Source organism: Rhodoferax sp. GW822-FHT04A08 (assembly GCF_058801025.1).
This window is the reverse complement of the sequence record NZ_JBXAMW010000001.1, coordinates 849,476-871,777: the sequence shown is the minus strand read 5'-3', so window position 1 is coordinate 871,777 and position 22,302 is coordinate 849,476. Positions and strand designations below refer to the sequence as shown.

The 22,302-nt window shown below is 57.2% G+C and carries 23 protein-coding genes and 3 tRNA genes; 13 read left to right on the top strand and 13 right to left on the bottom strand.

The window, feature by feature from the left end; all coding sequences use genetic code 11:
* Positions 1-29 precede the first annotated feature (29 nt).
* Both AC1RMF_RS04090 and AC1RMF_RS04085 read left to right on the top strand, forming a co-directional pair.
* Positions 30-1,070: an alpha/beta hydrolase gene (locus tag AC1RMF_RS04090; RefSeq protein WP_493139729.1), complete on the top strand. Its 1,041-nt coding sequence runs from the start codon at positions 30-32 to the stop codon at positions 1,068-1,070.
* Positions 1,071-1,073: 3 nt separating this feature from the next.
* Positions 1,074-1,745: a PilZ domain-containing protein gene (locus AC1RMF_RS04085; protein WP_342617394.1), complete on the top strand. Its 672-nt coding sequence runs from the start codon at positions 1,074-1,076 to the stop codon at positions 1,743-1,745.
* A 29-nt stretch (positions 1,746-1,774) separates the two neighbouring features.
* Here AC1RMF_RS04085 and AC1RMF_RS04080 read toward each other — a convergent pair whose 3' ends face one another.
* The 3 genes from AC1RMF_RS04080 to xseA all read right to left on the bottom strand — a co-directional run bounded on the left by AC1RMF_RS04080 (position 1,775) and on the right by xseA (position 4,117).
* Positions 1,775-2,074: a flagellar basal body rod protein gene (locus tag AC1RMF_RS04080; protein WP_342617393.1), complete on the bottom strand. Its 300-nt coding sequence runs from the start codon at positions 2,072-2,074 to the stop codon at positions 1,775-1,777.
* Between the two features lie 99 nt (positions 2,075-2,173).
* Positions 2,174-2,755 carry a superoxide dismutase gene (locus AC1RMF_RS04075; RefSeq protein ID WP_342617392.1) on the bottom strand — a complete coding sequence of 194 codons (582 nt, stop codon included), beginning with the start codon at positions 2,753-2,755 and terminating at the stop codon, positions 2,174-2,176.
* A 48-nt stretch (positions 2,756-2,803) separates the two neighbouring features.
* Entirely contained in the window at positions 2,804-4,117 is a 1,314-nt protein-coding gene (xseA, locus tag AC1RMF_RS04070) for an exodeoxyribonuclease VII large subunit (protein ID WP_493139724.1), read from the bottom strand.
* 295 nt (positions 4,118-4,412) lie between these two features.
* Here xseA and AC1RMF_RS04065 point away from each other — a divergent pair, with 295 nt between their 5' ends.
* The 6 genes from AC1RMF_RS04065 (at position 4,413) to adk (ending at position 8,287) form a co-directional block, all read left to right on the top strand.
* The gene (locus AC1RMF_RS04065) at positions 4,413-5,039 is read left to right on the top strand and encodes a MotA/TolQ/ExbB proton channel family protein (RefSeq protein ID WP_342617390.1); all 627 of its coding nucleotides are present in this window, start codon (positions 4,413-4,415) and stop codon (positions 5,037-5,039) included.
* 28 nt (positions 5,040-5,067) lie between these two features.
* A complete protein-coding gene (locus AC1RMF_RS04060) occupies positions 5,068-5,496 on the top strand; it encodes an ExbD/TolR family protein (protein ID WP_342617389.1) in 429 nt (142 codons plus the stop codon).
* A 4-nt stretch (positions 5,497-5,500) separates the two neighbouring features.
* Positions 5,501-6,568 (top strand): tetraacyldisaccharide 4'-kinase, encoded by a 1,068-nt coding sequence (lpxK, locus tag AC1RMF_RS04055; protein WP_493139721.1) that lies wholly within the window; start codon positions 5,501-5,503, stop codon positions 6,566-6,568.
* Entirely contained in the window at positions 6,549-6,731 is a 183-nt protein-coding gene (locus AC1RMF_RS04050; protein ID WP_342617387.1) for a Trm112 family protein, read from the top strand. Before lpxK ends, AC1RMF_RS04050 begins: the two co-directional genes overlap by 20 nt.
* Positions 6,732-6,742: 11 nt before the next feature.
* Complete coding sequence (kdsB, locus tag AC1RMF_RS04045) at positions 6,743-7,531, top strand: 3-deoxy-manno-octulosonate cytidylyltransferase (RefSeq protein WP_493139719.1); 789 nt, start codon at positions 6,743-6,745, stop codon at positions 7,529-7,531.
* A 102-nt stretch (positions 7,532-7,633) separates the two neighbouring features.
* Positions 7,634-8,287, top strand: a complete 654-nt coding sequence (adk, locus tag AC1RMF_RS04040; protein ID WP_342617385.1) for an adenylate kinase — start codon at positions 7,634-7,636, stop codon at positions 8,285-8,287.
* Positions 8,288-8,348: 61 nt separating this feature from the next.
* On the opposite strand, the gene AC1RMF_RS04035 is transcribed toward adk, so the two are convergent.
* On the bottom strand, positions 8,349-9,332 hold the full coding sequence (locus AC1RMF_RS04035) for an asparaginase (RefSeq protein ID WP_493139717.1): 984 nt from the start codon (positions 9,330-9,332) through the stop codon (positions 8,349-8,351).
* 113 nt (positions 9,333-9,445) lie between these two features.
* On the opposite strand from AC1RMF_RS04035, the gene lexA reads away from it, so the two are divergent.
* Positions 9,446-10,120 carry a transcriptional repressor LexA gene (lexA, locus tag AC1RMF_RS04030; RefSeq protein ID WP_342617383.1) on the top strand — a complete coding sequence of 225 codons (675 nt, stop codon included), beginning with the start codon at positions 9,446-9,448 and terminating at the stop codon, positions 10,118-10,120.
* Between the two features lie 110 nt (positions 10,121-10,230).
* Entirely contained in the window at positions 10,231-10,473 is a 243-nt protein-coding gene (locus AC1RMF_RS04025; RefSeq protein ID WP_342617382.1) for a hypothetical protein, read from the top strand.
* Positions 10,474-10,500: 27 nt separating this feature from the next.
* Here the strand turns inward: AC1RMF_RS04025 and AC1RMF_RS04020 are convergent, their stop codons facing one another.
* The gene (locus AC1RMF_RS04020; protein ID WP_493139935.1) at positions 10,501-11,004 is read right to left on the bottom strand and encodes a DUF1993 domain-containing protein; all 504 of its coding nucleotides are present in this window, start codon (positions 11,002-11,004) and stop codon (positions 10,501-10,503) included.
* Between the two features lie 114 nt (positions 11,005-11,118).
* Here AC1RMF_RS04020 and AC1RMF_RS04015 point away from each other — a divergent pair, with 114 nt between their 5' ends.
* Complete coding sequence (locus AC1RMF_RS04015; RefSeq protein ID WP_342617380.1) at positions 11,119-12,126, top strand: D-2-hydroxyacid dehydrogenase family protein; 1,008 nt, start codon at positions 11,119-11,121, stop codon at positions 12,124-12,126.
* Between the two features lie 6 nt (positions 12,127-12,132).
* On the opposite strand, the gene AC1RMF_RS04010 is transcribed toward AC1RMF_RS04015, so the two are convergent.
* Positions 12,133-14,124 (bottom strand): type IV pilus assembly protein FimV, encoded by a 1,992-nt coding sequence (locus tag AC1RMF_RS04010; RefSeq protein WP_493139714.1) that lies wholly within the window; start codon positions 14,122-14,124, stop codon positions 12,133-12,135.
* A gap of 139 nt (positions 14,125-14,263) precedes the next feature.
* On the opposite strand from AC1RMF_RS04010, the gene AC1RMF_RS04005 reads away from it, so the two are divergent.
* On the top strand, positions 14,264-14,983 hold the full coding sequence (locus tag AC1RMF_RS04005; protein WP_342617378.1) for a Crp/Fnr family transcriptional regulator: 720 nt from the start codon (positions 14,264-14,266) through the stop codon (positions 14,981-14,983).
* 17 nt (positions 14,984-15,000) lie between these two features.
* Complete coding sequence (locus AC1RMF_RS04000; RefSeq protein ID WP_493139712.1) at positions 15,001-16,083, top strand: phosphotransferase; 1,083 nt, start codon at positions 15,001-15,003, stop codon at positions 16,081-16,083.
* Here the strand turns inward: AC1RMF_RS04000 and AC1RMF_RS03995 are convergent.
* The 7 genes from AC1RMF_RS03995 to clpX form a co-directional block, all read right to left on the bottom strand.
* Positions 16,080-17,309 (bottom strand): cyclic di-GMP phosphodiesterase, encoded by a 1,230-nt coding sequence (locus tag AC1RMF_RS03995; protein WP_342617376.1) that lies wholly within the window; start codon positions 17,307-17,309, stop codon positions 16,080-16,082. The genes AC1RMF_RS04000 and AC1RMF_RS03995 overlap by 4 nt on opposite strands.
* A 15-nt stretch (positions 17,310-17,324) precedes the next feature.
* Complete coding sequence (locus AC1RMF_RS03990) at positions 17,325-17,951, bottom strand: DUF6806 family protein (protein ID WP_342617375.1); 627 nt, start codon at positions 17,949-17,951, stop codon at positions 17,325-17,327.
* 21 nt (positions 17,952-17,972) lie between these two features.
* Positions 17,973-18,065: transfer RNA gene (locus AC1RMF_RS03985), tRNA-Leu, on the bottom strand.
* A 69-nt stretch (positions 18,066-18,134) separates the two neighbouring features.
* A tRNA-Cys gene (locus tag AC1RMF_RS03980) sits at positions 18,135-18,208 on the bottom strand.
* Positions 18,209-18,262: 54 nt separating this feature from the next.
* A tRNA-Gly gene (locus tag AC1RMF_RS03975) sits at positions 18,263-18,338 on the bottom strand.
* 73 nt (positions 18,339-18,411) lie between these two features.
* Positions 18,412-20,847 (bottom strand): endopeptidase La, encoded by a 2,436-nt coding sequence (gene lon / locus AC1RMF_RS03970; protein WP_342617374.1) that lies wholly within the window; start codon positions 20,845-20,847, stop codon positions 18,412-18,414.
* 146 nt (positions 20,848-20,993) lie between these two features.
* The gene (clpX, locus tag AC1RMF_RS03965) at positions 20,994-22,259 is read right to left on the bottom strand and encodes an ATP-dependent Clp protease ATP-binding subunit ClpX (RefSeq protein ID WP_493139708.1); all 1,266 of its coding nucleotides are present in this window, start codon (positions 22,257-22,259) and stop codon (positions 20,994-20,996) included.
* Positions 22,260-22,302 lie beyond the last annotated feature (43 nt).

Here is a 22,302-nt window from a genome sequence, read left to right as displayed (position 1 = left end):
CACAGTCAATCAAGTCCCGATGCTAGCCCATGTCACCTCCCCCCACCACACCCTTTGCAAGCGGCAAGACCACCCCATGGCTGCGTCGTGCAGGCGCCCTGATTTTGCTGTTGGTACTGCTGGGAGCGCTGGGCTTCTGGCTGGGGCCACGCAACCCGATGGGAGAGCCTGTGGCGACCGTTAGGTCTCTGCCCCCGCAGGATATTGCAGCGTTGGCCGATTGGGTCGACGCCAGCGAAAAGGCGTTTCCCGACATCAAACCCGGCAATGCCAAAGGCATTGTCTGGGCCAATGCACCTGGCGTGCGCACGCACTGGTCCGTGGTGTACATCCACGGCTTTTCGGCCAGCCGCATGGAAACCGCGCCGCTGGCCGAGACGGTGGCGGCGCAGTTGGGCGCCAATGTGTTCTACACCCGACTGACAGGCCATGGGCGTACCGATGGCGCAGCCATGGGAGAAGCCAGCGCACAGGACTGGATGGCAGATACGCTGGAGGCCGTGCGCATAGGACAGACGCTGGGGGACAAGGTGCTGCTGATCAGTTGTTCGACTGGCTCCACGCTCGCGACCTGGCTGGGCACATCGCCGGACGCATCACGGGTTGCCGCCCATGTGTTTGTGTCGCCCAACTTCGGTCCCAAGGACAAACGCTCGGAACTGATCAACGGTCCTTGGGGCCAACGCATCGCGCTGTGGGTGCAAGGCCCCACCCGCAGTTCAACGCCCGAAAGTGCCGCGGAGGCGCAGGCCTGGACCGAAAGCTATCCCACAAAGGCACTTTTCCCCATGATGGCCTTGGTCAAAAGCGTGCGCAACAGCGACCTGTCGCGGTTTCAGACGCCTGTGCTGGTGCTGTTCAGCGAAGCTGATCAGACCGTGGATGTGGCACAGACCCGCTCTGCATTTACCCGGCTGGGTGCGGCCCATAAGTCCATTGAGCCAGTAACCTATAGCAAAGCCCTGGGACAGCACGTGCTGGTCGGCGCCATCAAGGACCCGGCAGCCGTTGCGCCCATGGCTCAGACCATTGTCCAATGGGTTCAATCCCTTCCCAAGGAGCTGCGCTGAGCGATGTCCGATAACGAGAACACTCCCGACGCAGTCAACCGGTTGCCATTGCGTGCCCTGGGGCTAAAACCCGGCATGGCACTGCAGACCCGACGCCTGGTTGCAGGTGCCAGCAAGCGGGAGTCCCAGTTTTTCGGCGCCATTGAGGGCAAAGGTGTGATGGTAGGGGCATTGGGAACCGATACCGAGCCCAGCGACCTGAAGGCGGGCGACATATGCCTGGTACGTGGCTTTACCGGGCAATACGAATACTCGTTTCCATCCAAGGTGCTGCAAACCTTTGTGCAGCCTTTCACCTACGCGCTGCTGGCCTATCCGGCCCAGGTTGACGCCAAGCTGGTACGCCAGAGCATGCGCGTCAAGCGCTCCTGGCCAACTCGCGTCGCTTTGCCGCAACCCGGAGACCAGACCAGCAATGTGGCGGTCACGCTGATCGACATCAGCGTACGCGGCGCCATGATCAAGGCCGACAGCAGTCTGGCCCCGGTAGGCGCCAACCTGCGCATGACCATGTCGGTTCAGGTTGATGAAACGCCGCAAGAACTGGTGCTGCAGGCAATCGTCTGCCACAACAACCGCGCCAGCTACGAAGACGCCTACTTCGTGGGTGTTTCGTTCAAGGATTTGAAGCAGCAGGACAAACTGGTGCTGAGCTACCTGACCCAGACTTCCTGAGAGGCTGGGGCATTGGGCTGCTAACGGGGCTACGCCTTCTGATCCAGCAGAGCGCCGGCGATGGCGTCGCCCGCCTTGAAAACTGCCAAATTGGCGAGGAACGAATTCTTGGCTTGCAATTGCGTTACCAGATCGGTTGCCAGGGATGACCCAGAGGACCCTGAACTCGCGACATTCGCTACCACGCCACCCACAGCCAGTGCCGTTTGCAGCACATCGCGGTTCTGAAGTCCTTCGGTGGCGAATTTGGCGACATTGGTGGCCACCGCATCCAGCTGGCGCTGCGCGGCATTCATCCCAGACTGGGCTATGGAGCTGATGGAGGACATGAACGGCTCTCCCGAGAGTTGGCGAAAAAAAGGCCTGAAGACAGCTTCAGGCCTGGGAGACTATCAGGAGACCGCAATCCCCTGAGTTGGCCACCTGGATCAGGCGAAGTTGCCTTCCGCAAAGCCCCAGTTGACCAGCTTGTCAAAGAAGGTTTCCACATATTTCTGGCGCAGATTGCGGTAGTCAATGTAGTACGCATGTTCCCATACGTCAACCGTCAGCAGTGCCTTGTCAGCGGTGGTCAAGGGAGTGCCGGCAGCGCCGGTATTGACGATATCAACCGAGCCATCGGGTTTCTTGACCAGCCAGGTCCAGCCGGAGCCGAAATTGCCGACCGCAGACTTCACGAAGGCTTCCTTGAAGGCTGCGTAGCTGCCCCACTTGGCGGAAATGGCGGTAGCCAGTGCACCTGTGGGTTCACCGCCGCCTGCGGGCTTCATGCCGTTCCAGAAGAAGGTGTGGTTCCAGATCTGTGCTGCATTGTTGTAGATGCCGCCGCTGGACTTCTTGATGATTTCTTCGAGGGTCATGCTCTCGAATTCGGTGCCCTTTTGCAGGTTGTTCAGGTTCACCACATAGGCGTTGTGGTGCTTGCCGTGGTGGAACTCCAAAGTCTCTTTGGAATAGGCAGGTGCCAGTGCGTCAATCGCGTAGGGCAAGGCGGGCAAGGTGTGTTCCATGGATTCCTCTTCAGTTGGTTGGTTTTTGACAATCGCACATTGTAGGAACTAATTGCTTTTCGCGTTTTGCACCAACAGATCAACCGTACCGTCGGCCAAAGTTGCCATCAACTCCTCGCCCTTTGCGACCTGGCTCACAGAAGTGATGGGCGCACCACTGTGCGTGGTGAGCCACGCATATCCGCGCTGCAGAACCAAAGCCGGATCCAGCGCACGCAGCCGCAGCTCTGCCCGGTCGCAGGAGTCATGCAACCGCTGCACGGCAAGCTGGGCAGCACGGGGCAGGCTTTGCCCTAGTCGATCCACTGCATTGCAGCGTCGCTGCACTCCCGCACGCAGGGCGTATTGCATGCCCTGCTGCAATGTGGCCAGACCAGCGGCATGGCGGGTCAAGGCGCCCGACGGACGTCCGATCCGCGCAGCCAGATGATCCACCTGCTGTGCCTCGCGCTCCATGAAACGCACCAAGGCTTTGCGCAGGTGTTGCTCCAGGTCGCTGAGCTCCCGCAAATACGAATCACGGTCGGCACTGACCATTTCCGCCGCAGCCGTTGGCGTGGGAGCGCGCAGGTCGGCAACGAAGTCGGCTATGGTGAAATCGGTTTCATGCCCTACCCCGCTGATGACGGGTACCGGGCTTGCCGCCACGGTACGCGCCAGTTGTTCGTCGTTGAAGGCCCACAGGTCTTCCAGCGCGCCGCCACCACGCACCAGCAGAATCACGTCGACTGGAACGTCGTTGCCTACTGCCGGCCCGTCCTGCGCTTGTGCATACAGCGATTGCAGGGCCTGCACCAGCTCTCGCGGTGCGTTTTCCCCTTGCACAGAAGCGGGCGCCAGGGTTACGGGGATGTGCGGTACACGCCTTTGCAGCGCACTTACCACATCGTGCAGGGCCGCCGCGCCCAGCGAAGTCACCAGGCCTATGCCCCTAGGCATAGCTGGCAATGGGCGCTTTCGGGCGGGGTCAAACAGCCCCTGCGCCTCCAGCTTGGCTTTCAACTGCAGAAACTGCTCGAACAGACTGCCCTGTCCTGCCCGCGCCAGACTTTCCACAATTAGCTGCAATTCGCCTCGGGGCTCGTATACACCCAGACGCCCACGCACCTCCACCTTGTCGCCGTCGCGCGGAACAAAGTCCAGCATGCTGGCAGCCCGGCGAAACATGGCGCAGCGCAATTGACCGCTTGCATCCTTCAACGAGAAATAACAATGCCCGCTGGCAGCGCGGGAAAAACCGGATATCTCCCCGGCTACCGCTACCGGATTGAAGCGCGATTCCAGCGCATCAGCGATGGCGCGGCAAAGGGCGCCAACCGGCCACACACGCTGCCTTGGCTCTGCATCGAAGGCATCAACCATGCTGGATTTCCAAAAATGTTGTAAGCGGATGCATAACTGTCATCCCCAGTTCAGGCGTTCGGAAGGACGCTGTCAGCAATGCGGCCGACAGCCGCAAGCCTCCGTCCAAGTAGCTTGATTTCATTACGTTTTTTTCTGCTGCAAATGTCATCAAAGTGTCAAAGCCCCATGCCAGCGTGGTTCGCGAGCCTGATTGCACAGACTTCTACACAAAGTTATCCACAGAAACTGTGCGTTGCCGGGGCGGCCATGTGGGTCATAATCCCGACGCACACCAATCGCACGGAGGGGACACTTGCTTTCCATCATACAAGCCGCTGGCTGGCCAATCTGGCCTCTTGTCGCATGCTCGGTTCTCGCCCTGGCAATCATCATTGAACGCTTCATCAGTCTGCAAACCAAGAAGGTGGCGCCCGCCCGCCTTTTGGACGAAGTCATTGGCGTGACGCGCAAAGGAATTCCTGGAAGCGAAGTCATCAACCAACTGGAGAAGAACTCCGCCTTGGGAAAGGTGCTGGCCAGCGGACTGCGCGCAGTGAATACCGAGCCGCTGCTCAGCGAAGAAGACTTGCGGGCTAGCATGGAGAGTGTGGGCCGCCAGGTCGCCCATCGACTGGAGCATTACCTCAGCGCACTGGGCACGATTGCTTCTGCCGCACCCCTGATGGGACTGTTTGGCACGGTGGTGGGCATGATCGAAATTTTTGGCTCGCAGGCGCCAGGGGGATCAAGCGGTGGCAATCCGGCGCAGTTGGCGCACGGTATTTCCATTGCGCTCTACAACACCGCTTTCGGTCTGATCGTGGCCATCCCTTCGCTCATCTTCTGGCGCTACTTCCGTGGTCGTGTGGACGAGTACCTGCTGACATTGGAGTTGTCTGCTGATCGGCTGGCGCGCCATCTCAAAGCGTTGCGCAAGTAAGCCGCAGGACCGCATAGGCAATCGTTCCATGAACTTTCGCAAAAGAACCAATGAAGAGCCGGAAATCAATCTGATTCCGTTCATCGACGTGCTGTTGGTGGTGCTGATCTTTCTGATGCTTTCCACCACCTACAGCAAGTTCACGGAAATGCAGATTGTCCTGCCCGCAGCGGATACGGAAGCCCAGAAGGACTACCCCAAGGAATTGATCGTGGCCATCGCCGCGGACGGCAATCTCAGCGTGAACAAGATGCCCCTGGTAAGTCGCACACTGGACAGCATCGCGGCGGCACTGACAGATGCGGCCAAAGGTGGAAAGGATGCCGTTGTGGTGATCAGCGCGGACGCCAGCGCCAAACACCAGTCCGTGATCACGGTCATGGAAGCTGCACGGCGCGCAGGCCTGAACCACATCACGTTCGCGACACAGACGTCCGCTCAGGCTGGTATTCAGTAAAGGCATGGGCGTTGGTCATGATCTGCCCCAGAAGCTGGGCATGACCTTGGTCAGCGCCTGGCAGCGTCGCGGAGTCATTGCCACCCTTCTGCTCCCCATCAGTCTTGTCTACGCCGCCTTGGTATTTCTGCGCCGCTGGACCTATCAATCAGGACTGCGCAAGGCAAAGGTATTAGACCGCCCTGTCATCGTGGTCGGCAATGCCATTGCGGGCGGAGCCGGCAAGACGCCAACCACGGTGTCCATTGTTTTGCACTTGCGCTCGCGTGGATGGAAGGTGGGCGTTGTGTCACGCGGTTATGGGCGCCAAAGTGACGACGTTCGCGCAGTTTCCGCCAAGGACAACGTTGCATCCGTGGGTGACGAGCCTTTGCTGATTGCACGCGCTACGGATGTGCCGGTTTACGTGGGGCGTGACCGCCACGCCGCAGCCAGCGCCTTGCTTATGCAACACCCGGATACACAGCTGCTGGTGTGCGATGACGGGCTGCAGCATTACGCCTTGTACAGAGACATAGAGGTTTGTGTATTTGATGATCGCGGCGTGGGCAACGGCTGGATGCTACCCGCCGGCCCCCTGCGTGAGCCGTGGCCGCGAAAGGCCTTGCAGGCGGCGGGACAGGATGATGCGCGCTTGCTGGTATTGCATACCGGCTTGCACAAACGCTTGCCTGGATTCTCCGCAGAGCGCTCTCTGGACCGCCATGCTGTTGACCGCCATGGCGCAAAGATCGAAATCGCCACGCTGAGGCAGCCGTTGTTGGCGCTGGCTGGTATTGCCAGACCCGAAGCGTTCTTTTCGTCTCTTACCGCGATGGGTATTGCGCTGGACAAATCGCTACCGCTGCCCGACCACTTCGACTTCCAGTCACTGAACGCCGACCTGTTGCAGGGTTACCAGGTTCTCTGCACCGAAAAGGATGCCGCCAAGCTTTGGGAAATCTGGCCCGATGCGTTGGCCGTACCGTTGATCCAGACGCAGGAATCCGCCTTTTGGGTTGCACTGGATGGTCTGGTGGATGATGTGCGCCGTACAAAGCTATCATCCACACATGGACACCAAACTGCTTGAACTGATTGTCTGCCCCGTCACCAAAGGGCCACTTGAGTACGACCGTGAGAAACAGGAGCTGATCTCCCGCTCTGCCCGCTTGGCTTATCCGGTGCGAGACGGCATACCCGTGCTACTGGAGAACGAAGCACGGACACTCAGCGACGCCGAACTTGGCCTGTAAGCGTCCCGGAGATGGCGTTTACCGTATTGATACCGGCGCGGTTGGCGTCGACCCGGCTTCCCAACAAACCGCTGGCAGACATTGCTGGCATTCCCATGGTAGTCCGCGTGGCGCAACGTGTGACTCGGGGGATGCCACCCACGGTGCGGGTTGTGGTGGCGGCGGATCACCCTAGCATCCTATTGGCATGCCAACAGTTTGGCGTGGAGGCCGTGCTGACCCGTGAAGACCACCCCTCGGGCAGCGACCGCCTGGCCGAAGCCTGCGTGCTGCTGGGTTTGGCCGACGATGACATCGTCGTGAACGTGCAAGGGGACGAGCCCTTGATAGACCCCGCCTTGGTACATGCAGTTGCTCGATTGCTGGAACAAAACCAGGGCGCGAGCATGGGCACGGCAGCGCACAGCATTGACAGTGTGCAAGACTTCAAGAATCCGAATGTGGTCAAGGTTGTCCTGAACGCTTCGGGAATGGCTTTGTATTTCAGCCGGGCACCTATCTCCTGGTGGCGTGACGGCTTTGCCGAAGGCATTCAGACGCTGCCAAAGCCTGCGCCACTTCGCCACATCGGTATCTACTCCTACCGTGTGGGGTTCTTGCGCAGCTTTCCCTCTCTGGCACAGGCGCCTATGGAAATAACCGAAGCACTGGAGCAGCTGCGCGCCCTGTGGCACGGCCATCAGATTGCTGTACATACGACCGATGCCGCGCCGGGCGCAGGGGTCGATACACCGGAAGACTTGGAACGTGTTCGACGCGTGTTTGCTGCCGGCGCCCCACCTGCATCATCTGTAAGTTAGCCTATAGGCACGCCATGCTATTCTCGCGCGTTAATTTGCATTCTGTAGCTGCGGGCGAAAGCTCCGTGATGAGCACATCATTTAAGTAAAAAGAGGGGTTCCATGAGACTGATTCTGTTGGGCGCACCCGGCGCCGGGAAAGGCACACAAGCCACATTCATTTGTCAAAAATTCGGCATCCCGCAGATTTCCACGGGTGACATGTTGCGCGCAGCGGTCAAGGCCGGTACTCCCCTGGGCCTGGAAGCCAAGGCGGTGATGGCGGCGGGTGGTCTGGTCAGCGACGAACTGATCATCAATCTGGTCAAGGAGCGTCTCACGCAGCCGGACTGTGCCAACGGCTTCCTGTTCGACGGATTCCCTCGCACCATCCCCCAAGCTGATGCCATGAAGGCCGCTGGTGTGACGCTGGACTATGTGCTGGAAATCGACGTTCCCTTTGAAGCCATCATTGAGCGCATGAGCGGACGCCGTTCGCACGCAGCATCGGGCCGCACTTACCATGTGAAATTCAATCCACCCAAGGTGGAAGGCCTGGACGACATTACCGGCGAGCCGCTGATCCAGCGCGAAGACGACAAGGAAGAGACCGTTCGCAAGCGTCTGGATGTGTACAGCGCGCAAACGCGCCCACTGGTGCAGTACTACTCCGAGTGGGCCCAAAAGGAGCCAACCAAGGCACCCAAGTACCGCGCCATCAGCGGCATGGGCGATGTGGACTCCATCACGGCGCGGGTGTTTGAAGCACTTCAGTAATCAACTTCGTACAACCCCAAAGGGCCGCAAGTGCGGCCCTTTGCATATGTGGTGATCGCGCCTAAGTCGCCTCAACCAGGTCCAGCATGAGCGCGATGCGAGCCTTTACGGCCGACAAACCGTAATGAGCAAAGCCACCATCAGCGGCGGCGGCAGAACCCACTACACAGCCGTAGGCGCATCGGCTAACGCGCACGACCCGTACGCCCTGACGTTGTGCAAGCTGCAACGCGGCCTCAAGATCCTTGTGAATAGTGCCGTTGCCGGTTCCGGCAACGACAATGCCGCGTACCGGTGCGTCACCCTCCACAGGGTTGAGCAGGCTGCGCACGATGGCACCACTGGCACCTGCGTGATTCAGCAAGACTTCCACACGCGGCAAACCGCGCGCCTGCAACTGTGCGCAGTCCAGTCCAGGCCGCAGGGCATCCGCATTCGGCCAATTGAACAACAGGCGAACGCTCCCTTCCTCCACCACGCCGAGGGGGCCGGCCTCGCCCGCATCAAATGCGTCGACGCGATAGGGATGCACCTTCTGCACATGCGCCGCTTCGAATATCTTGCCCGCGCACACCACCAACAGGCCCCGCGCACCTTGAAAACATGCCACCGTGGCCGCATCCGCCATATTCGTGGGCCCGTCCGGCGCAAGTGAACTGGCCGGCCGCATGGCGCAGGTCAATACCACTGGCTTCTGGTTGAGCATCTTCCCTGGCAACGCTCGCGACAACCAGTAGGCGGTTTCTTCCAGCGTATCCGTCCCGTGCGTGATGACGACTGCACGCACATCCGGCATCTGCAGATGGTGGAGAACCCTGGCAGTCAACGTGAACCAATCACCGTGCTCAAGATCCTTGCTGTCGATCTGACAAACCTGTTCAGACACAGGCAGATCGTCGCCCATTGCCTTGCCAAGACCAGGCACCGACTGAAGCAACTGTTGAACGCCCACTTGGCCGGCCGTGTATCCCACGTTGTCTCCAGCGTTCTGCGCCTTGCCGGCAATCGTCCCACCCATACCTAGAAAAACCACTTTTTTCGCCATATCACGTCACCCTCTTGTCAAAAGCATAAAACTGGTTAAAAATACAGTCACTGGATAAGAAAACAGTGTCTGCAATCCCAGTGATCCATCCAGTGCACACCAAAGGAGTCAGCATGCTCGAAAGCCCCAAACTCACTGCCCGACAACAGCAGATTCTGGATTTGATCCAAAGCGCTATTGCACGTACCGGGGCTCCTCCTACCCGTGCAGAAATCGCCAACGAACTCGGTTTCAAGTCCGCCAATGCGGCTGAAGAGCATCTGCAGGCCCTGGCCCGCAAAGGTGTCATCGAATTGGTCAGCGGCACTTCTCGTGGCATCCGACTCAAGAGTGAGACTTTGCGCTCCATCAACGAGTCCAGAGTCAAACAATTCTCCCTGCCTCTCCCCGGTTTGGCCCAACTGGCGTTGCCTCTGGTGGGCCGCGTTGCAGCAGGCTCTCCCATTCTCGCCCAAGAGCATGTGGACCAAACCTACTACGTGGAAAACAGCCTGTTCCAGCGGCAACCGGATTACCTGCTCAAGGTACGAGGCATGTCCATGCGTGATGCGGGAATCATGGACGGCGACTTGCTCGCCGTGCAAGCTACCAAAGATGCCAAGAATGGCCAGATTATTGTGGCCCGGCTCGGCGACGAGGTGACTGTCAAGCGCTTCCGCCGCAACAAACACCTGATCGAACTGCATCCGGAAAACCCGGATTATCAAACCATCGTGGTGGAACCTGGAGACCCCTTCGAAATCGAAGGACTCGCAGTTGGCCTTATCCGCAACACCATGCTCATGTGAGCCGCAACCGGGAGAAATCTATGAATATCGCAATGCTTATGCAAGATAAACTGGTCCAGGGTTTGCACCGCCTTATGGGCGGCCTGCCACATAGTGCCAGGCCGACACCCATGGCCGTTCAAAATGCGTTCCCTCGAGGCGGCATGACAGCCTGTCTGGCTGGCGTCAGCCGTGGGACTGATGCGATCAATCTGTCGCCCGCCATGGCTTCTTCCAGGCCTTTGCGGGTCTTGCGTGTGGTGGACAGAGGCCAAACGCCTGCCGGCGTAGGCAGGCTGGTCATTTCGGGGCGTATGGCTGACGTTTGTGCCGAGTTGGACCGCTTGGCCGCCAGCGAGGCGGCGTTGCACTAAGAGCGGCCCTTCTGGGTGTGCACCCGGTCAGGCGGCTGCACCCAGCAGATAGTCCTTTTTTCCCACATCCACGCCGTTGTGACGCAGGATTGCATAGGCTGTGGTGATGTGGAAAAACAGATTCGGCAGCACCCACTGTTTCAGGTATGCCTCACCTTGCATTGTGCGCATGGTGTCCCTTCCTACTGGGAAGGTGATTTCCTTGGACTCGGTTCCGTCCACTGCGTGCGCTGGCACGGTCTGCAAATAGGCCAATGTTTTTGCAATGCGTTCTTTTAGTTCAGCCAGTGTTTGCTCGTCATCCGGAAATCGGGGCGCCTCCATCCCAGACAGCCTGGCAATTCCGTTTTTTGCGGCGTCACATGCAATCTGAATCTGCTTGGTGAATGGCAGCATGTCCGGCGCCAGACGGTACTGCGTGATGGCAACAGGATCACACTTCTTGGTATCCACAAAGGCTTGCGCCTTATCCAATAAATGACTCAGGTTGCTGAGCATGCCTGCAAATACCGGAAGGCTGGCCGATGACATGGAAATGGACATGGATATCTTTCAAACGAGTAAACCAAAGGGAAGCGCATGTTAGCGCCTATCCGCCGCCGTTCTGCCTGAGTTTTTCTGTCTCCATCAAGGCACAATGGGGGCATGAACATAGTGATTCTGGACGATTACCAAGATGCGGTGCGCAAGCTCGAATGCGCCAGCAAGCTGCAACCCTATCAAGCCAAGGTGTACACCAACACGGTCAAGGGTCTTGGGCAGCTTTCGGTGCGACTCAAGGATGCCGACATTCTGGTGCTCATACGTGAACGCACCGCAATCAATCGCCAGCTCATTGACAAGCTGCCCAAGCTGAAATTGATTTCCCAGACCGGGCGTGCTGGCAGCCATATCGACCTGCAAGCCTGTACTGAACGTGGCATTGCTGTATCCGAAGGCGCCGGCTCACCGGTGGCGCCGGCTGAACTAACCTGGGCGTTGCTGATGGCGGCCATGCGCAGGTTACCCCACTACATTGGCAATTTGAAGCACGGGGCCTGGCAGCAGTCCGGACTGAAGGCGAGCTCCATGCCCCCAAATTTTGGAATTGGCACCACACTGACCGGCAAGAAGCTGGGCATATGGGGATACGGAAGAATAGGCAAACTGGTCGCCGGATATGGCAAAGCATTTGGAATGCAGACCATCATCTGGGGAAGTGAGTCTTCCCGCGAGGCGGCAGTGCACGATGGCCACATTGCGGCGCCCAGCAAGGAACTGTTCTTTACACACTCCGACGTGATTTCCTTGCATCTGCGACTGAATGAGGCAACGCAACACATTGTGCGAGCCAGTGACCTTGCCTTGATGAAACCCACCTCGATTCTGGTCAATACATCCAGGGCCGACTTGATTGAACCTGATGCACTGATCAGTGCCTTGAACCGGGGGCGCCCCGGTCTGGCGGCGGTGGATGTGTTTGAGACGGAACCCATTCTTCAGGGCCACGCTTTGTTACGCCTGGAGAACTGCATCTGCACTCCCCATATTGGCTACGTGGAGCAAAGCACCTACGAGGAATATTTTGGTGCAGCGTTTGACAATGTGGTGAACTTCATCAAAGGCACGCCAACCAATATCGTCAACCCTGGCGCACTGCAGGTGCGCCGCTAACCTGGCTTATTTCTGTTCCGGCTTGTTCGGCTCGGGTTTGACAAAACCGGACATATCGAAATCGATGAGGTTCCCGGGCTCCGGCTCTTTGTCCGGCACGCCTTCGCCACCGATGTCCAGATCCAGGTCCACAACTGGCTCATCCACCGTGCCTGAAATCGTCGGCAGAGGCACAGCGGCGGCCTCGATATCTATATGCTCTATATCAGGATGCTTCGGCTCCAGAACCGCGACCTGAGAGCTGGACAGCCGCGACGTACTGAAGGGCACCATAGACGAATCTGCCGGTTGACTCAACCGCTTGAGGATGCCGTAGAGAAGCAACAAGTCTTTGAACGCCTCCAGGTCAATGCCCTGTTCCGGATCATCCTCAGGAGTTCTCACCAAGCACTGTTCGATGAAGTCCACCGTGTATTCGGTTGGCCACAACACGACGATCTGCTGACAGATTTCATCGTAGGCGTCCAGACCATTGCCTTCCGACAAAAAGTCGGCATATGGGGGCACGCGACCTGTGAAGTACTGGTTGAATTCAGCGCGATAACGCTCGAAATCCTCGCGTCGACTCAAGGTGTGGAAGATCTTTAGCAAGTCCAGATACACCAGAGGATTGGCTTCGGAACTGTTTTGAATACTCTCTTCCAACAAGCGCACGGCGTCATCATGCTGACCTAACGCCATGAAGAATTCGGCTTGCTGCCGAACATCGAGCATTTCCTTCGTATTGATGACACGATTCTGGACTGCGTTGACCGGAGTCGCCGTGGCCTTGTCCGGACTTTCCTCCTTCAATGCGGACGCGGGTGCAACAGGCGTCATGGGACTCGCATCGCCAGCGGGGGCTGCAGCAAAGTCAATATCGAAATCCACATCAACGGCTGGGGCAGCAGGTTTGCTTTCGGTGGCCGCAACCGCAATGGTCTGGACAGCCTCAGGCAATTGCGACGATCCCGCTATCGACTGCGATGCAGAGGTAGCAGTGGACTCAGAAGTGCCAGCCTTCGGTGGCCTTGCCTCGGCGCGCCCTTCTCCGCCCAGCCACCAGGGCGAAGCGTCGGATCCACTTGAACGCGAGCGTTTCAGGACGTATGCCACCGCCACCGCACATACGGCGAGCAAAGCGCCCAACGCGTAGACCAGTGGGCGTCCATAGTTCTCGGACTCCATCCCTTCCAAGGCAGCAGCAACCTGTTGGAGGTTTTGTTGATTCTTGGCTGTCACCACTTTCAGGCCAGTCAGCCCCGCCTCCAGTACCTGATTGCGGTCCTGACTCTTGAGCAAATCCTCTGCTGCCGTGCTCTGAGCCTGCCACTTTTCAATTCCATCCACACGGTGCTGGAGATCTTCCAGAATCAGCGCATTGGCTTGGTTGGCCGCTTTCGCCGCAGCCGCATGTTCAGCAACAGGGCTGGCAGTTGCTGTCTTCTTGACGGGACTGCTAGCCGGTGCCTTCTTGGCAGCAGGAGAAGAAGTTACGCCCGTTGTTTTGGCGACAACGGGCGCTGCAGCGATGTCTCCCGTTGGTTTGACTGCTGGCGAGGCAGAGTCAGACTTTCGGGTCGGTTGTACGTTGGCAGAGGCCAACGCCCCACTAGGCGGAGCGGCATCAGACTCACTGAGAACATCGGCCAGCAAAACATAACGCCGCGAGGCCTTGGGCCCGCAGGATGTGCGAAGGTTGACTGTTACGACTGCATCTCCCACACGGGAGCTGGTTGTGATGTGAACGGTCTTGGTTTGGGGTTGCGGCCCCGAAACGACGTTCACCGACAAACGACTGCCTTCAACCGCAATATCCCCAAAGCGCACATCGGCATTGAAGCAATTGGGCGCAATATCCTCATCTGCAGCGTACTCTACGGATACCGCCAGATCGAGTTCCTTACCCAAAAGTGCAGAACCGCGCATTTTTCCCAGAGTCAGGGCAGAGACGTTTGTCGAAGCCACGAACAGCGCGGCCAATAAGACTCCGAAAACGGTTTTGCGATTGAGCTTCATAGTTATTTCACATTTTGGCACAGGTATGCGGTTTATTAACCACCTGACACCCGCGTGACACAACACTGTGCAAATGGCGCCACGCCAGTCGACAATAGAAGTTGGACGGAATTAGCAAACAACCCGAATTTGGATGCGCATGGATGAACCCATATTGACGGTAGAAGAACGCACAGCCATAAACAGCGGGCGTTGGTTTTCATCACTATCCCCAAGCCTGCGGCACGACATATTGCGATGCGCATATGTACGCCGATTTCAGGATGGCGATTTGATAACTGCACGGGGAGAGCCGCCTGAAGAATGGTTTGCGTGCGCCAAAGGAGCTATACGGGTTAGCTCGACATCCATATCCGGCAAGCAAATTACGTTGACTTACGTGGAGCCCGGCATCTGGTTCGGGGATGTTTCCATTTTCGATGGAGACCGCCGGACCCACGACGCCTATGCCCACGGTGAGTGCACCACCATGTGCGTTGCCAAGGCAGACTTCAAGAAGATCCTGGCCAGCCATGTGGAACTCTACGAAGCCCTGTTGCGCCTGCACGCACGGCGGATCAGGCAGCTCTACGGCTTGGTGGAGGATCTCAACACCCTGCCCTTGCGGGCCAGGCTTGCCAAACAGCTGCTGCATCTGGTGCGCAGTTACGGGGTGCCTTCACTCAGCAATGGCAACGAAGTGCGTATTGGTCTGCACTTGGCGCAAGAAGAGCTGGCGCAGCTTTTGGGTGCTTCGAGGCAACGCGTCAACCAAGAGCTCAAGTCCATGGAGCGTGAAGAGGCGATCCGCATTGAATCCGGCGGCCTGGTGGTGCGTGACCGGCAAGCCCTAATGCGCATCATTGAATTAGAGCATTGACGTCGAGGCAATATACCGTGAGCGAATCTGATTCATTTACAGGCACACGCCAGGCAACAGGCAAACATGCGATCGATACCCAGGCGCTGACTGCCTGGCTTGAAGCCAATCTGCCAGGATTTCAGGGCCTCATCCACGTAGAGATGTTCAAGGGTGGGCAGTCCAACCCCACCTACAAGATCAGTACCCCGAAAGGCAGCTACGTCATGCGGTCCAAGCCGGGACCGGTTGCACAGTTGCTGCCTTCGGCTCATGCGATTGAGCGGGAATATGCGGTCATGCGGGGATTGGCAGGTACTGCGGTGCCCGTGCCGAACATGCTCTGCCTATGTGAAGACGAGTCCATCATCGGGAGAGCGTTCTACTTGATGGAATACATGGAGGGGCGCGTGCTGTGGGATCCATCTCTGCCCGACATGACACCTGAGCAGCGAGGCTCCATCTATGACGAGATGAACAGGGTCGTTTCCGCCCTGCACACGGTCGATTTTGCTCAGCGTGGTTTGAGCGGTTATGGCAAGCCCGGCAACTACTTCGAGCGGCAAATTGGCCGGTGGAGCCGGCAATACGTGGCATCCGTCACCAAGCCAATTTCTGAAATGGACTATTTGATGGAATGGTTGCCCCGCAATATTCCAGACATGGCTCGGGATGACCGGATGATGGCAATCGTCCATGGCGACTTTCGCCTGGACAATCTGATGTTCGACACGCAGGCACCCAAGGTGATTGCCGTTCTGGACTGGGAACTGTCCACGCTGGGCCATCCACTGGCGGACTTCAGTTACCACTGCATGGCATGGCATATCCCCTATGGGATGTTCCGCGGAATTGGCGGGCTCAATCTACCGGCGTTGGGCATACCTGCAGAGCAGGACTACATACAAAGATACTGCGAACGCACAGGTCTGGCCAGACCTGATCAGTTGCTGGAGGATTGGAACTTTTACATGGCGTACAACATGTTCCGCATCGCAGCCATCCTGCAAGGCATTGCCAAACGCGCCCAAGAGGGCATCGCCTCCAGCGAGGAAGCCGAGCGCTCAGGCGCTGGGGCGCGTCCCTTGGCGGAACTGGCTTGGTCCTTTGCTCAGCGTTAGTCGGGCAACCCCGACCAGAGCTCATTCAGATCGTGGAACTGCCACTTTGCGGGGTCTTCCCGGCTGACGATCTTTTCCTTCACACCTGCGCCTGACAAATCAATCACTTCCGGCATGATGCGCATGTTGGACTTGGTGGAGAAAAACACTTTCACGCACGGCATGGTCAGTGACTTGCCAGTTTGCTCTACCACCACGCCCAGTCGCCCGGAACTCAGCTGCACAAGGCTGCCAATGGGATAGATACCCAAACTCTTTACGAACGCCTGAAACACTTGCATGTCGAAATGGCCCTTAGCCCATTCCGCCATACGTCGGAGTGATTCGGCAGGATCCCAGCCGGGCTTGTACGGGCGATTGGAAGTGATAGCGTCGTACACGTCACAAACTGCGCCCATTTTGGCAAAGAGACTGATCTCGGCATCTTTGAGCCCCTTGGGATAACCAGAGCCATCCGTTTTCTCGTGGTGATGCAAACAAACGTCCAGTACCAATGGATGCACATCCGTACCGGTAAGCAACAGGCGATGCCCCTCCTCCGGATGCCGCTTCACGATGTTGAACTCTGCCGTGCTGAGCTTTCCCGGCTTGTTCAGAACATCCATTGGAATCATGGCCTTGCCCAGGTCGTGCATGAGACCCGCCAAACCGGCAACCCGTGTTTGCGCCTCGTCCAACTTGAGCTGCTTTGCCAGTGCAATCATCATCGCGCAGACCGCAACCGAATGCATGTAGGTGTAATCGTCCGCCGTCTTCAATCGTGCCAGACTGATCAACGCTCCAGGATTGCGCGCTACTGAATCGTTGATTTCTTCCACCAGTTTTCGCGCATCACCGGTGTCCACGGCCTTGCCCATGCGGGCTTCTTCAAACATGGAAATAACTGCACGCTTGGACTGCTGACAAATTCTTGCGGCAGTTTCAATTTCTTGCGCAGAAGATGTCGGAGAGACATTGCGACGCTCTTGGACCACCTTTGCCAGAGTTGCATTGACTTCTGCTTCGGACTCCGCCTCGGATATGGAGGGCTCTCCGCTGGCAACGTCCAGCCCTTTGGAACAATCAATCCAGACTTCCTTGATGCTGCTCGCCAGAACGCTCTCGATGTCCTTGGGGTCGGCAATTACGAAACCGTTTCGCCAAAACGGATGCTCCATCCAGGAGCCACAAAACTCCTTCAAGTGCATCCCAACCCTTAATTGCTGAACCTGTATTTTTTTTAGCATGAAAGCCCGGATAACTCAATGCAGATGGCGCGGCTTTCTCCCCCCACCGTGGCCACCGTGATTGCCTCCCGATCCCCTGGGAGGCTTTCCAATTTCCAAGGAGTGCACCAGTGCATCGAAGCGTTGCGCAAACAACTTGTCAACTTCTGCAACCACCCCGCCCAATTCACTGGCATCAAAGTGGCGCTCCATCATATTGATCATATCCTGCACCAGCAGATCTCTTTGGACCTGCATGATGGCGGCCGGATTGGGTCCCACAAACAACATAAGAAAGTCATCACGTGATTCACCAGACTGCGGGTCTTCCTCGCTGTCATAGTCGGCATCGTAGAAGGTCACTTCGATGGCAGCGCCCGTTTCGGCAATTTCATTGAGATTCATGCAGACCTCATCCAGCGTCTGTCTGAAGTCTTCGTCTCCAGGAACCGTCCAGCACATCTGCAGCACGTGGTCAGCCGCGTCAAACTTGATGCCCGGCTCGTCTTCGTAAGAACTGACAGCCCCGTCCGCAAACGAGTTGCTACCGGCGTATTTCCAAAGTGGCTTGAGAGATTCCTGCAAGGTGGAGAAACCCACATCCGCCCGCAAAGGCACCTGACCATGGACATGAATCTCGAAGGGTGCGTTGTAGCGTGCCATGGTAATGAGTGTAATGTTAGATGGTGCCCGAGACCGGAATCGAACCGGTACGCCCGTTATTCACGAAGCGGCGGATTTTAAGTCCGATGTGTCTACCTATTTCACCACTCGGGCACGCTAGCTATTGTGGAACAAAAATGCCCCGCCAAAGAACAATGACGGGGCATTCAAGAGCCTGATGGATGGAGGCGCGATCCGGAGTCGAACCGGACTAACCGGATTTGCAATCCGGGGCATAACCGCTTTGCTATCGCGCCACTATTCTTTTCGTTAAAGAAAAAGGGAAGCGGCTGCTTCCCTTTTCTGGAATGTGGAGCGGGAAAAGAGTCTCGAACTCTCGACCTCAACCTTGGCAAGGTTGCGCTCTACCAACTGAGCTATTCCCGCGTTTCAAGCCTCAAATTATAGCGCGTTTTTTGAATCTTTTGGCACTAAGCCAAACTTTTCAAAAAATTTTGCCTCAATGCTTGATCGTCTCTTGCACGCCGCCGGTCTTCACTGCGGCCACTTCGGACGGAACCACATCCTCATCAGGCAATGGGACCGGCATGGACTCCAGCGCGACTTCCAACACCTTGTCGATCCACTTCACAGGAACGATCTCCAGTCCGTTCTTGACGTTTTCGGGTATGTCCTGCAAATCCTTGGCATTCTCTTCCGGGATCAGCACGGTCTTGATGCCACCACGCAATGCGGCAAGCAACTTTTCCTTCAAGCCACCAATCGCCGTTACTTCACCCCGCAAGGTGATTTCACCGGTCATGGCAACATCCCCACGAACAGGTATACCTGTCAAGGCTGAGACAAAGGCAGTCGTCATCGCCGCACCAGCGCTTGGACCGTCCTTGGGCGTGGCGCCATCGGGCACATGTATGTGAATGTCCTTCTTCTCGAACACTTCATCCTTAATACCTAAACGGCGGGCCCGGCTTCGCACTACAGTGCGTGCTGCCTCAACAGACTCCTTCATGACGTCACCCAACGAGCCAGTGCGTGTAATTACGCCCTTACCTGGCGTGAGCGCCGCTTCAATGGTCAGCAGATCACCGCCAACTTCGGTCCATGCCAAGCCCACCACTTGACCGACCTGGTTTTGCTGCTCCGCACGTCCATAGGTGTACTTGCGCACACCCAAGTACTCGTTGAGGTTCTCTGCCGTCACCTTCACCTGGGGCTCCAGCTTCTTCAGGAGCAGGCCCTTGACCACCTTGCGGCAGATCTTGGACAAGTCGCGCTCCAGGGAGCGAACGCCGGCTTCACGGGTGTAGTAGCGGATGATGTCACGCACAGCATCTTCTGAAATGGCCAACTCGGACTCTTTCACGCCATTGTTCTTCATCTGCTTGGGTAGCAGATACCGGATGGCAATGTTGGCCTTTTCATCTTCGGTATAACCCGACAAGCGGATTACTTCCATGCGGTCCAGCAATGCTGGCGGTATGTTCATGGAGTTCGAAGTCGCCACAAACATCACGTCGCTCAGGTCGTAATCGACCTCCACATAGTGGTCGCCAAACTTGTGGTTCTGCTCCGGGTCCAGCACTTCCAACAACGCACTACTGGGGTCGCCCCGGAAGTCCGTACCCAATTTGTCGATTTCGTCCAACAGGAACAACGGATTGCGTGTTCCGACCTTTGTCAGGCTCTGCAGAACCTTGCCGGGCATCGCGCCAATATAGGTGCGACGGTGACCACGGATTTCCGCTTCGTCACGCATGCCACCCAGTGCCATTCGCACGTACTTGCGTCCAGTTGCCTTGGCAATGGACTGCCCCAGCGACGTCTTGCCAACGCCCGGAGGGCCGACCAGGCACAGAATCGGCGCCTTGACTTTGTCCACCCGCTGCTGCACTGCAAGATATTCCAGAATGCGGTCCTTGACCTTGTCCAGGCCATAGTGGTCCTCATTCAGCACATTTTCCGCATTGGTCAGGTTGTGCTTGATCTTCGTCTTGGTGTTCCAGGGAAGGCCGGTCAACACGTCAATGTAATTGCGCACCACAGTGGCTTCTGCGGACATGGGCGACATGAGCTTGAGCTTCTTCAGCTCCGCTTCTGCCTTCTTCTGCGCTTCTTTAGGCATCTTGGAAGACTTGATCTTCTTTTCGATCTCTTCGATGTCTGCGCCATCTTCGCCCTCGCCCAGCTCCTTCTGGATCGCCTTGACCTGTTCGTTCAGGTAGAAATCGCGCTGGTTCTTTTCCATCTGGCGCTTGACGCGACCACGGATCTTCTTGTCGACATTGAGGATGTCCACCTCACGCTCGATCTGTTCGAACAGATTCTCCAGGCGATCCTTCACGCTCGACAGGCTCAAGACGGCCTGCTTGGCATCCAGCTTGAGGGGCAGGTGTGCCGCGATGGTGTCCGCCAAACGGCCGGCATCGTCAATGCTGGATATGGAAGTCAGGATCTCGGGCGGAATCTTCTTGTTCAGCTTGACGTACTGGTCAAATTGCTGCATGACCGCACGGCGCAAAGCCTCAATTTCGCTGCTCTTTCCATGAACTGCTTCATCACTGGATTCGCCCATATCAATGGGAGACACGTTGGCCGTGAAGTGCGATTCGCTTTCTTCAATGTGGTTCACTGAAGCGCGCTGATGCCCCTCTACCAAGACCTTGACGGTTCCATCAGGGAGTTTGAGCATTTGCAGGATGGTGGAAACGCACCCCATATCGAACATGTCCGATACCAGGGGATCGTCCTTAGCCGCGGCCTTTTGCGCCACCAACATGATGCGGCGTTCTGCTTCCATGGCGGCTTCCAGAGCCTTGATGCTCTTGGGGCGCCCCACGAAGAGCGGAATCACCATGTGGGGAAACACCACCACGTCTCTCAGAGGCAGCAGCGGCAAATTGATTGCGTCGGTGGGTAGGGGTGTGTGGCCAGACATGATTAAACCTTTTCGTAACCGTTCAAATATGGTTCGCTATCCTGCGAATTCAAGCGCTTGCCCACTAGCAACTGGACAAATGTCTTCGTATCTGCGCCAAACCTGCCCGAAAGCCTTTTCAAACAGCATTTCGGGCATGAGGTTCACTAGGCCTTCTTGGCCGCTTCGCGGTACACCAACAAAGGCGGCTTGTTCTCGTCAATGGTGGACTCATCTACCACCACCTTTTCGACGTTTGCCACGTTGGGCAACTCGTACATGGTGTCAATCAAGGACTGCTCCAGGATGGAACGCAGTCCCCGGGCTCCAGTCTTGCGGGCCAGAGCGCGCTTGGCAATCGCCTTGAGTGCAGACGGGCGGATTTCCAATTCGGCCCCTTCCATGGCGAGCAACTTGGCATATTGCTTGACCAGCGCATTCTTGGGCTCGGTCAGAATCTGCACCAAAGCGTCTTCGGTGAGCTCTGCCAATGTGGCGACCACCGGCATACGGCCAACCAGCTCAGGGATCAAGCCGAACTTGATTAAGTCCTCAGGCTCCACGTCCTTGAACACCTCGGTGAGGCTGCGCTGCTGCTTGCTCTTCACACTGGCTGAAAAACCGATGCCAGAAGACTGGGTACGCGCCTCAATGACTTTTTCCAGACCAGCGAAAGCACCACCGCAAATGAACAGGATGTTGGTGGTGTCAATCTGCACGAAGTCCTGGTTTGGGTGCTTGCGGCCGCCCTGGGGGGGGACGCTTGCCATGGTGCCTTCAATCAGCTTCAGCAGTGCCTGCTGGACGCCCTCCCCCGATACGTCGCGGGTAATGGACGGGTTGTCGGACTTGCGGGAAATCTTGTCGATTTCATCAATGTAGACGATGCCACGCTGAGCACGCTCCACCTCGTAATTGCAGCTTTGCAGCAACTTCAGGACGATGTTTTCCACGTCCTCACCGACGTAGCCTGCCTCTGTCAGGGTGGTTGCATCGGCCATGACAAAGGGCACGTCCAGCATGCGCGCCAGGGTCTGTGCCAGCAACGTCTTGCCTGAGCCGGTGGGGCCAATCAGGAGGATGTTGCTCTTGGCAAGCTCTACGTCATCCTTCTTGGACTTGTCCTTGTGGCGCAGTCGTTTGTAGTGGTTGTACACCGCAACGGCCAGAGTCCGCTTGGCAGGCTCCTGTCCAATCACGTAATTGTCCAGATTGACCTTGATTTCCGCTGGGGTCGGCAATTCGCTCTTGGTGTCCTTGCCTTGGGTTGTAGCCGGCAGCTCGTCCCGGATGATCTCGTTGCAGAGCTCAATGCACTCATCGCATACGAAAACCGACGGTCCGGCTATCAGCTTCTTGACCTCGTGCTGACTCTTGCCACAAAAGGAGCAATACAGGGTTTTCTCGCTGGAAGTGCCTTTTTTCTCGGCCATGTGCTAACTGCCCTTTAACAACTTGTTACGCGGATGATAACCA

Excerpts from the sequence above, each read along its gene's own strand:
- AC1RMF_RS04050 (WP_342617387.1), top strand. The coding sequence starts at position 6,549 with ATGGACACCAAACTGCTTGAACTGATTGTCTGCCCCGTCACCAAAGGG.
- AC1RMF_RS04060 (WP_342617389.1), top strand. The coding sequence starts at position 5,068 with ATGAACTTTCGCAAAAGAACCAATGAAGAGCCGGAAATCAATCTGATT.
- AC1RMF_RS04080 (WP_342617393.1), bottom strand. The coding sequence starts at position 2,074 with ATGTCCTCCATCAGCTCCATAGCCCAGTCTGGGATGAATGCCGCGCAG.
- AC1RMF_RS04010 (WP_493139714.1), bottom strand. The coding sequence starts at position 14,124 with ATGAAGCTCAATCGCAAAACCGTTTTCGGAGTCTTATTGGCCGCGCTG.
- AC1RMF_RS04090 (WP_493139729.1), top strand. The coding sequence starts at position 30 with ATGTCACCTCCCCCCACCACACCCTTTGCAAGCGGCAAGACCACCCCA.
- AC1RMF_RS04075 (WP_342617392.1), bottom strand. The coding sequence starts at position 2,755 with ATGGAACACACCTTGCCCGCCTTGCCCTACGCGATTGACGCACTGGCA.
- lon (WP_342617374.1), bottom strand. The coding sequence starts at position 20,847 with ATGTCTGGCCACACACCCCTACCCACCGACGCAATCAATTTGCCGCTG.
- AC1RMF_RS04025 (WP_342617382.1), top strand. The coding sequence starts at position 10,231 with ATGGCCGTTCAAAATGCGTTCCCTCGAGGCGGCATGACAGCCTGTCTG.
- AC1RMF_RS04015 (WP_342617380.1), top strand. The coding sequence starts at position 11,119 with ATGAACATAGTGATTCTGGACGATTACCAAGATGCGGTGCGCAAGCTC.
- AC1RMF_RS04035 (WP_493139717.1), bottom strand. The coding sequence starts at position 9,332 with ATGGCGAAAAAAGTGGTTTTTCTAGGTATGGGTGGGACGATTGCCGGC.
- AC1RMF_RS04020 (WP_493139935.1), bottom strand. The coding sequence starts at position 11,004 with ATGTCATCGGCCAGCCTTCCGGTATTTGCAGGCATGCTCAGCAACCTG.
- AC1RMF_RS03990 (WP_342617375.1), bottom strand. The coding sequence starts at position 17,951 with ATGGCACGCTACAACGCACCCTTCGAGATTCATGTCCATGGTCAGGTG.
- AC1RMF_RS03995 (WP_342617376.1), bottom strand. The coding sequence starts at position 17,309 with ATGCTAAAAAAAATACAGGTTCAGCAATTAAGGGTTGGGATGCACTTG.
- clpX (WP_493139708.1), bottom strand. The coding sequence starts at position 22,259 with ATGGCCGAGAAAAAAGGCACTTCCAGCGAGAAAACCCTGTATTGCTCC.
- kdsB (WP_493139719.1), top strand. The coding sequence starts at position 6,743 with ATGGCGTTTACCGTATTGATACCGGCGCGGTTGGCGTCGACCCGGCTT.
- xseA (WP_493139724.1), bottom strand. The coding sequence starts at position 4,117 with ATGGTTGATGCCTTCGATGCAGAGCCAAGGCAGCGTGTGTGGCCGGTT.
- AC1RMF_RS04085 (WP_342617394.1), top strand. The coding sequence starts at position 1,074 with ATGTCCGATAACGAGAACACTCCCGACGCAGTCAACCGGTTGCCATTG.
- AC1RMF_RS04005 (WP_342617378.1), top strand. The coding sequence starts at position 14,264 with ATGGATGAACCCATATTGACGGTAGAAGAACGCACAGCCATAAACAGC.
- lpxK (WP_493139721.1), top strand. The coding sequence starts at position 5,501 with ATGGGCGTTGGTCATGATCTGCCCCAGAAGCTGGGCATGACCTTGGTC.
- lexA (WP_342617383.1), top strand. The coding sequence starts at position 9,446 with ATGCTCGAAAGCCCCAAACTCACTGCCCGACAACAGCAGATTCTGGAT.
- adk (WP_342617385.1), top strand. The coding sequence starts at position 7,634 with ATGAGACTGATTCTGTTGGGCGCACCCGGCGCCGGGAAAGGCACACAA.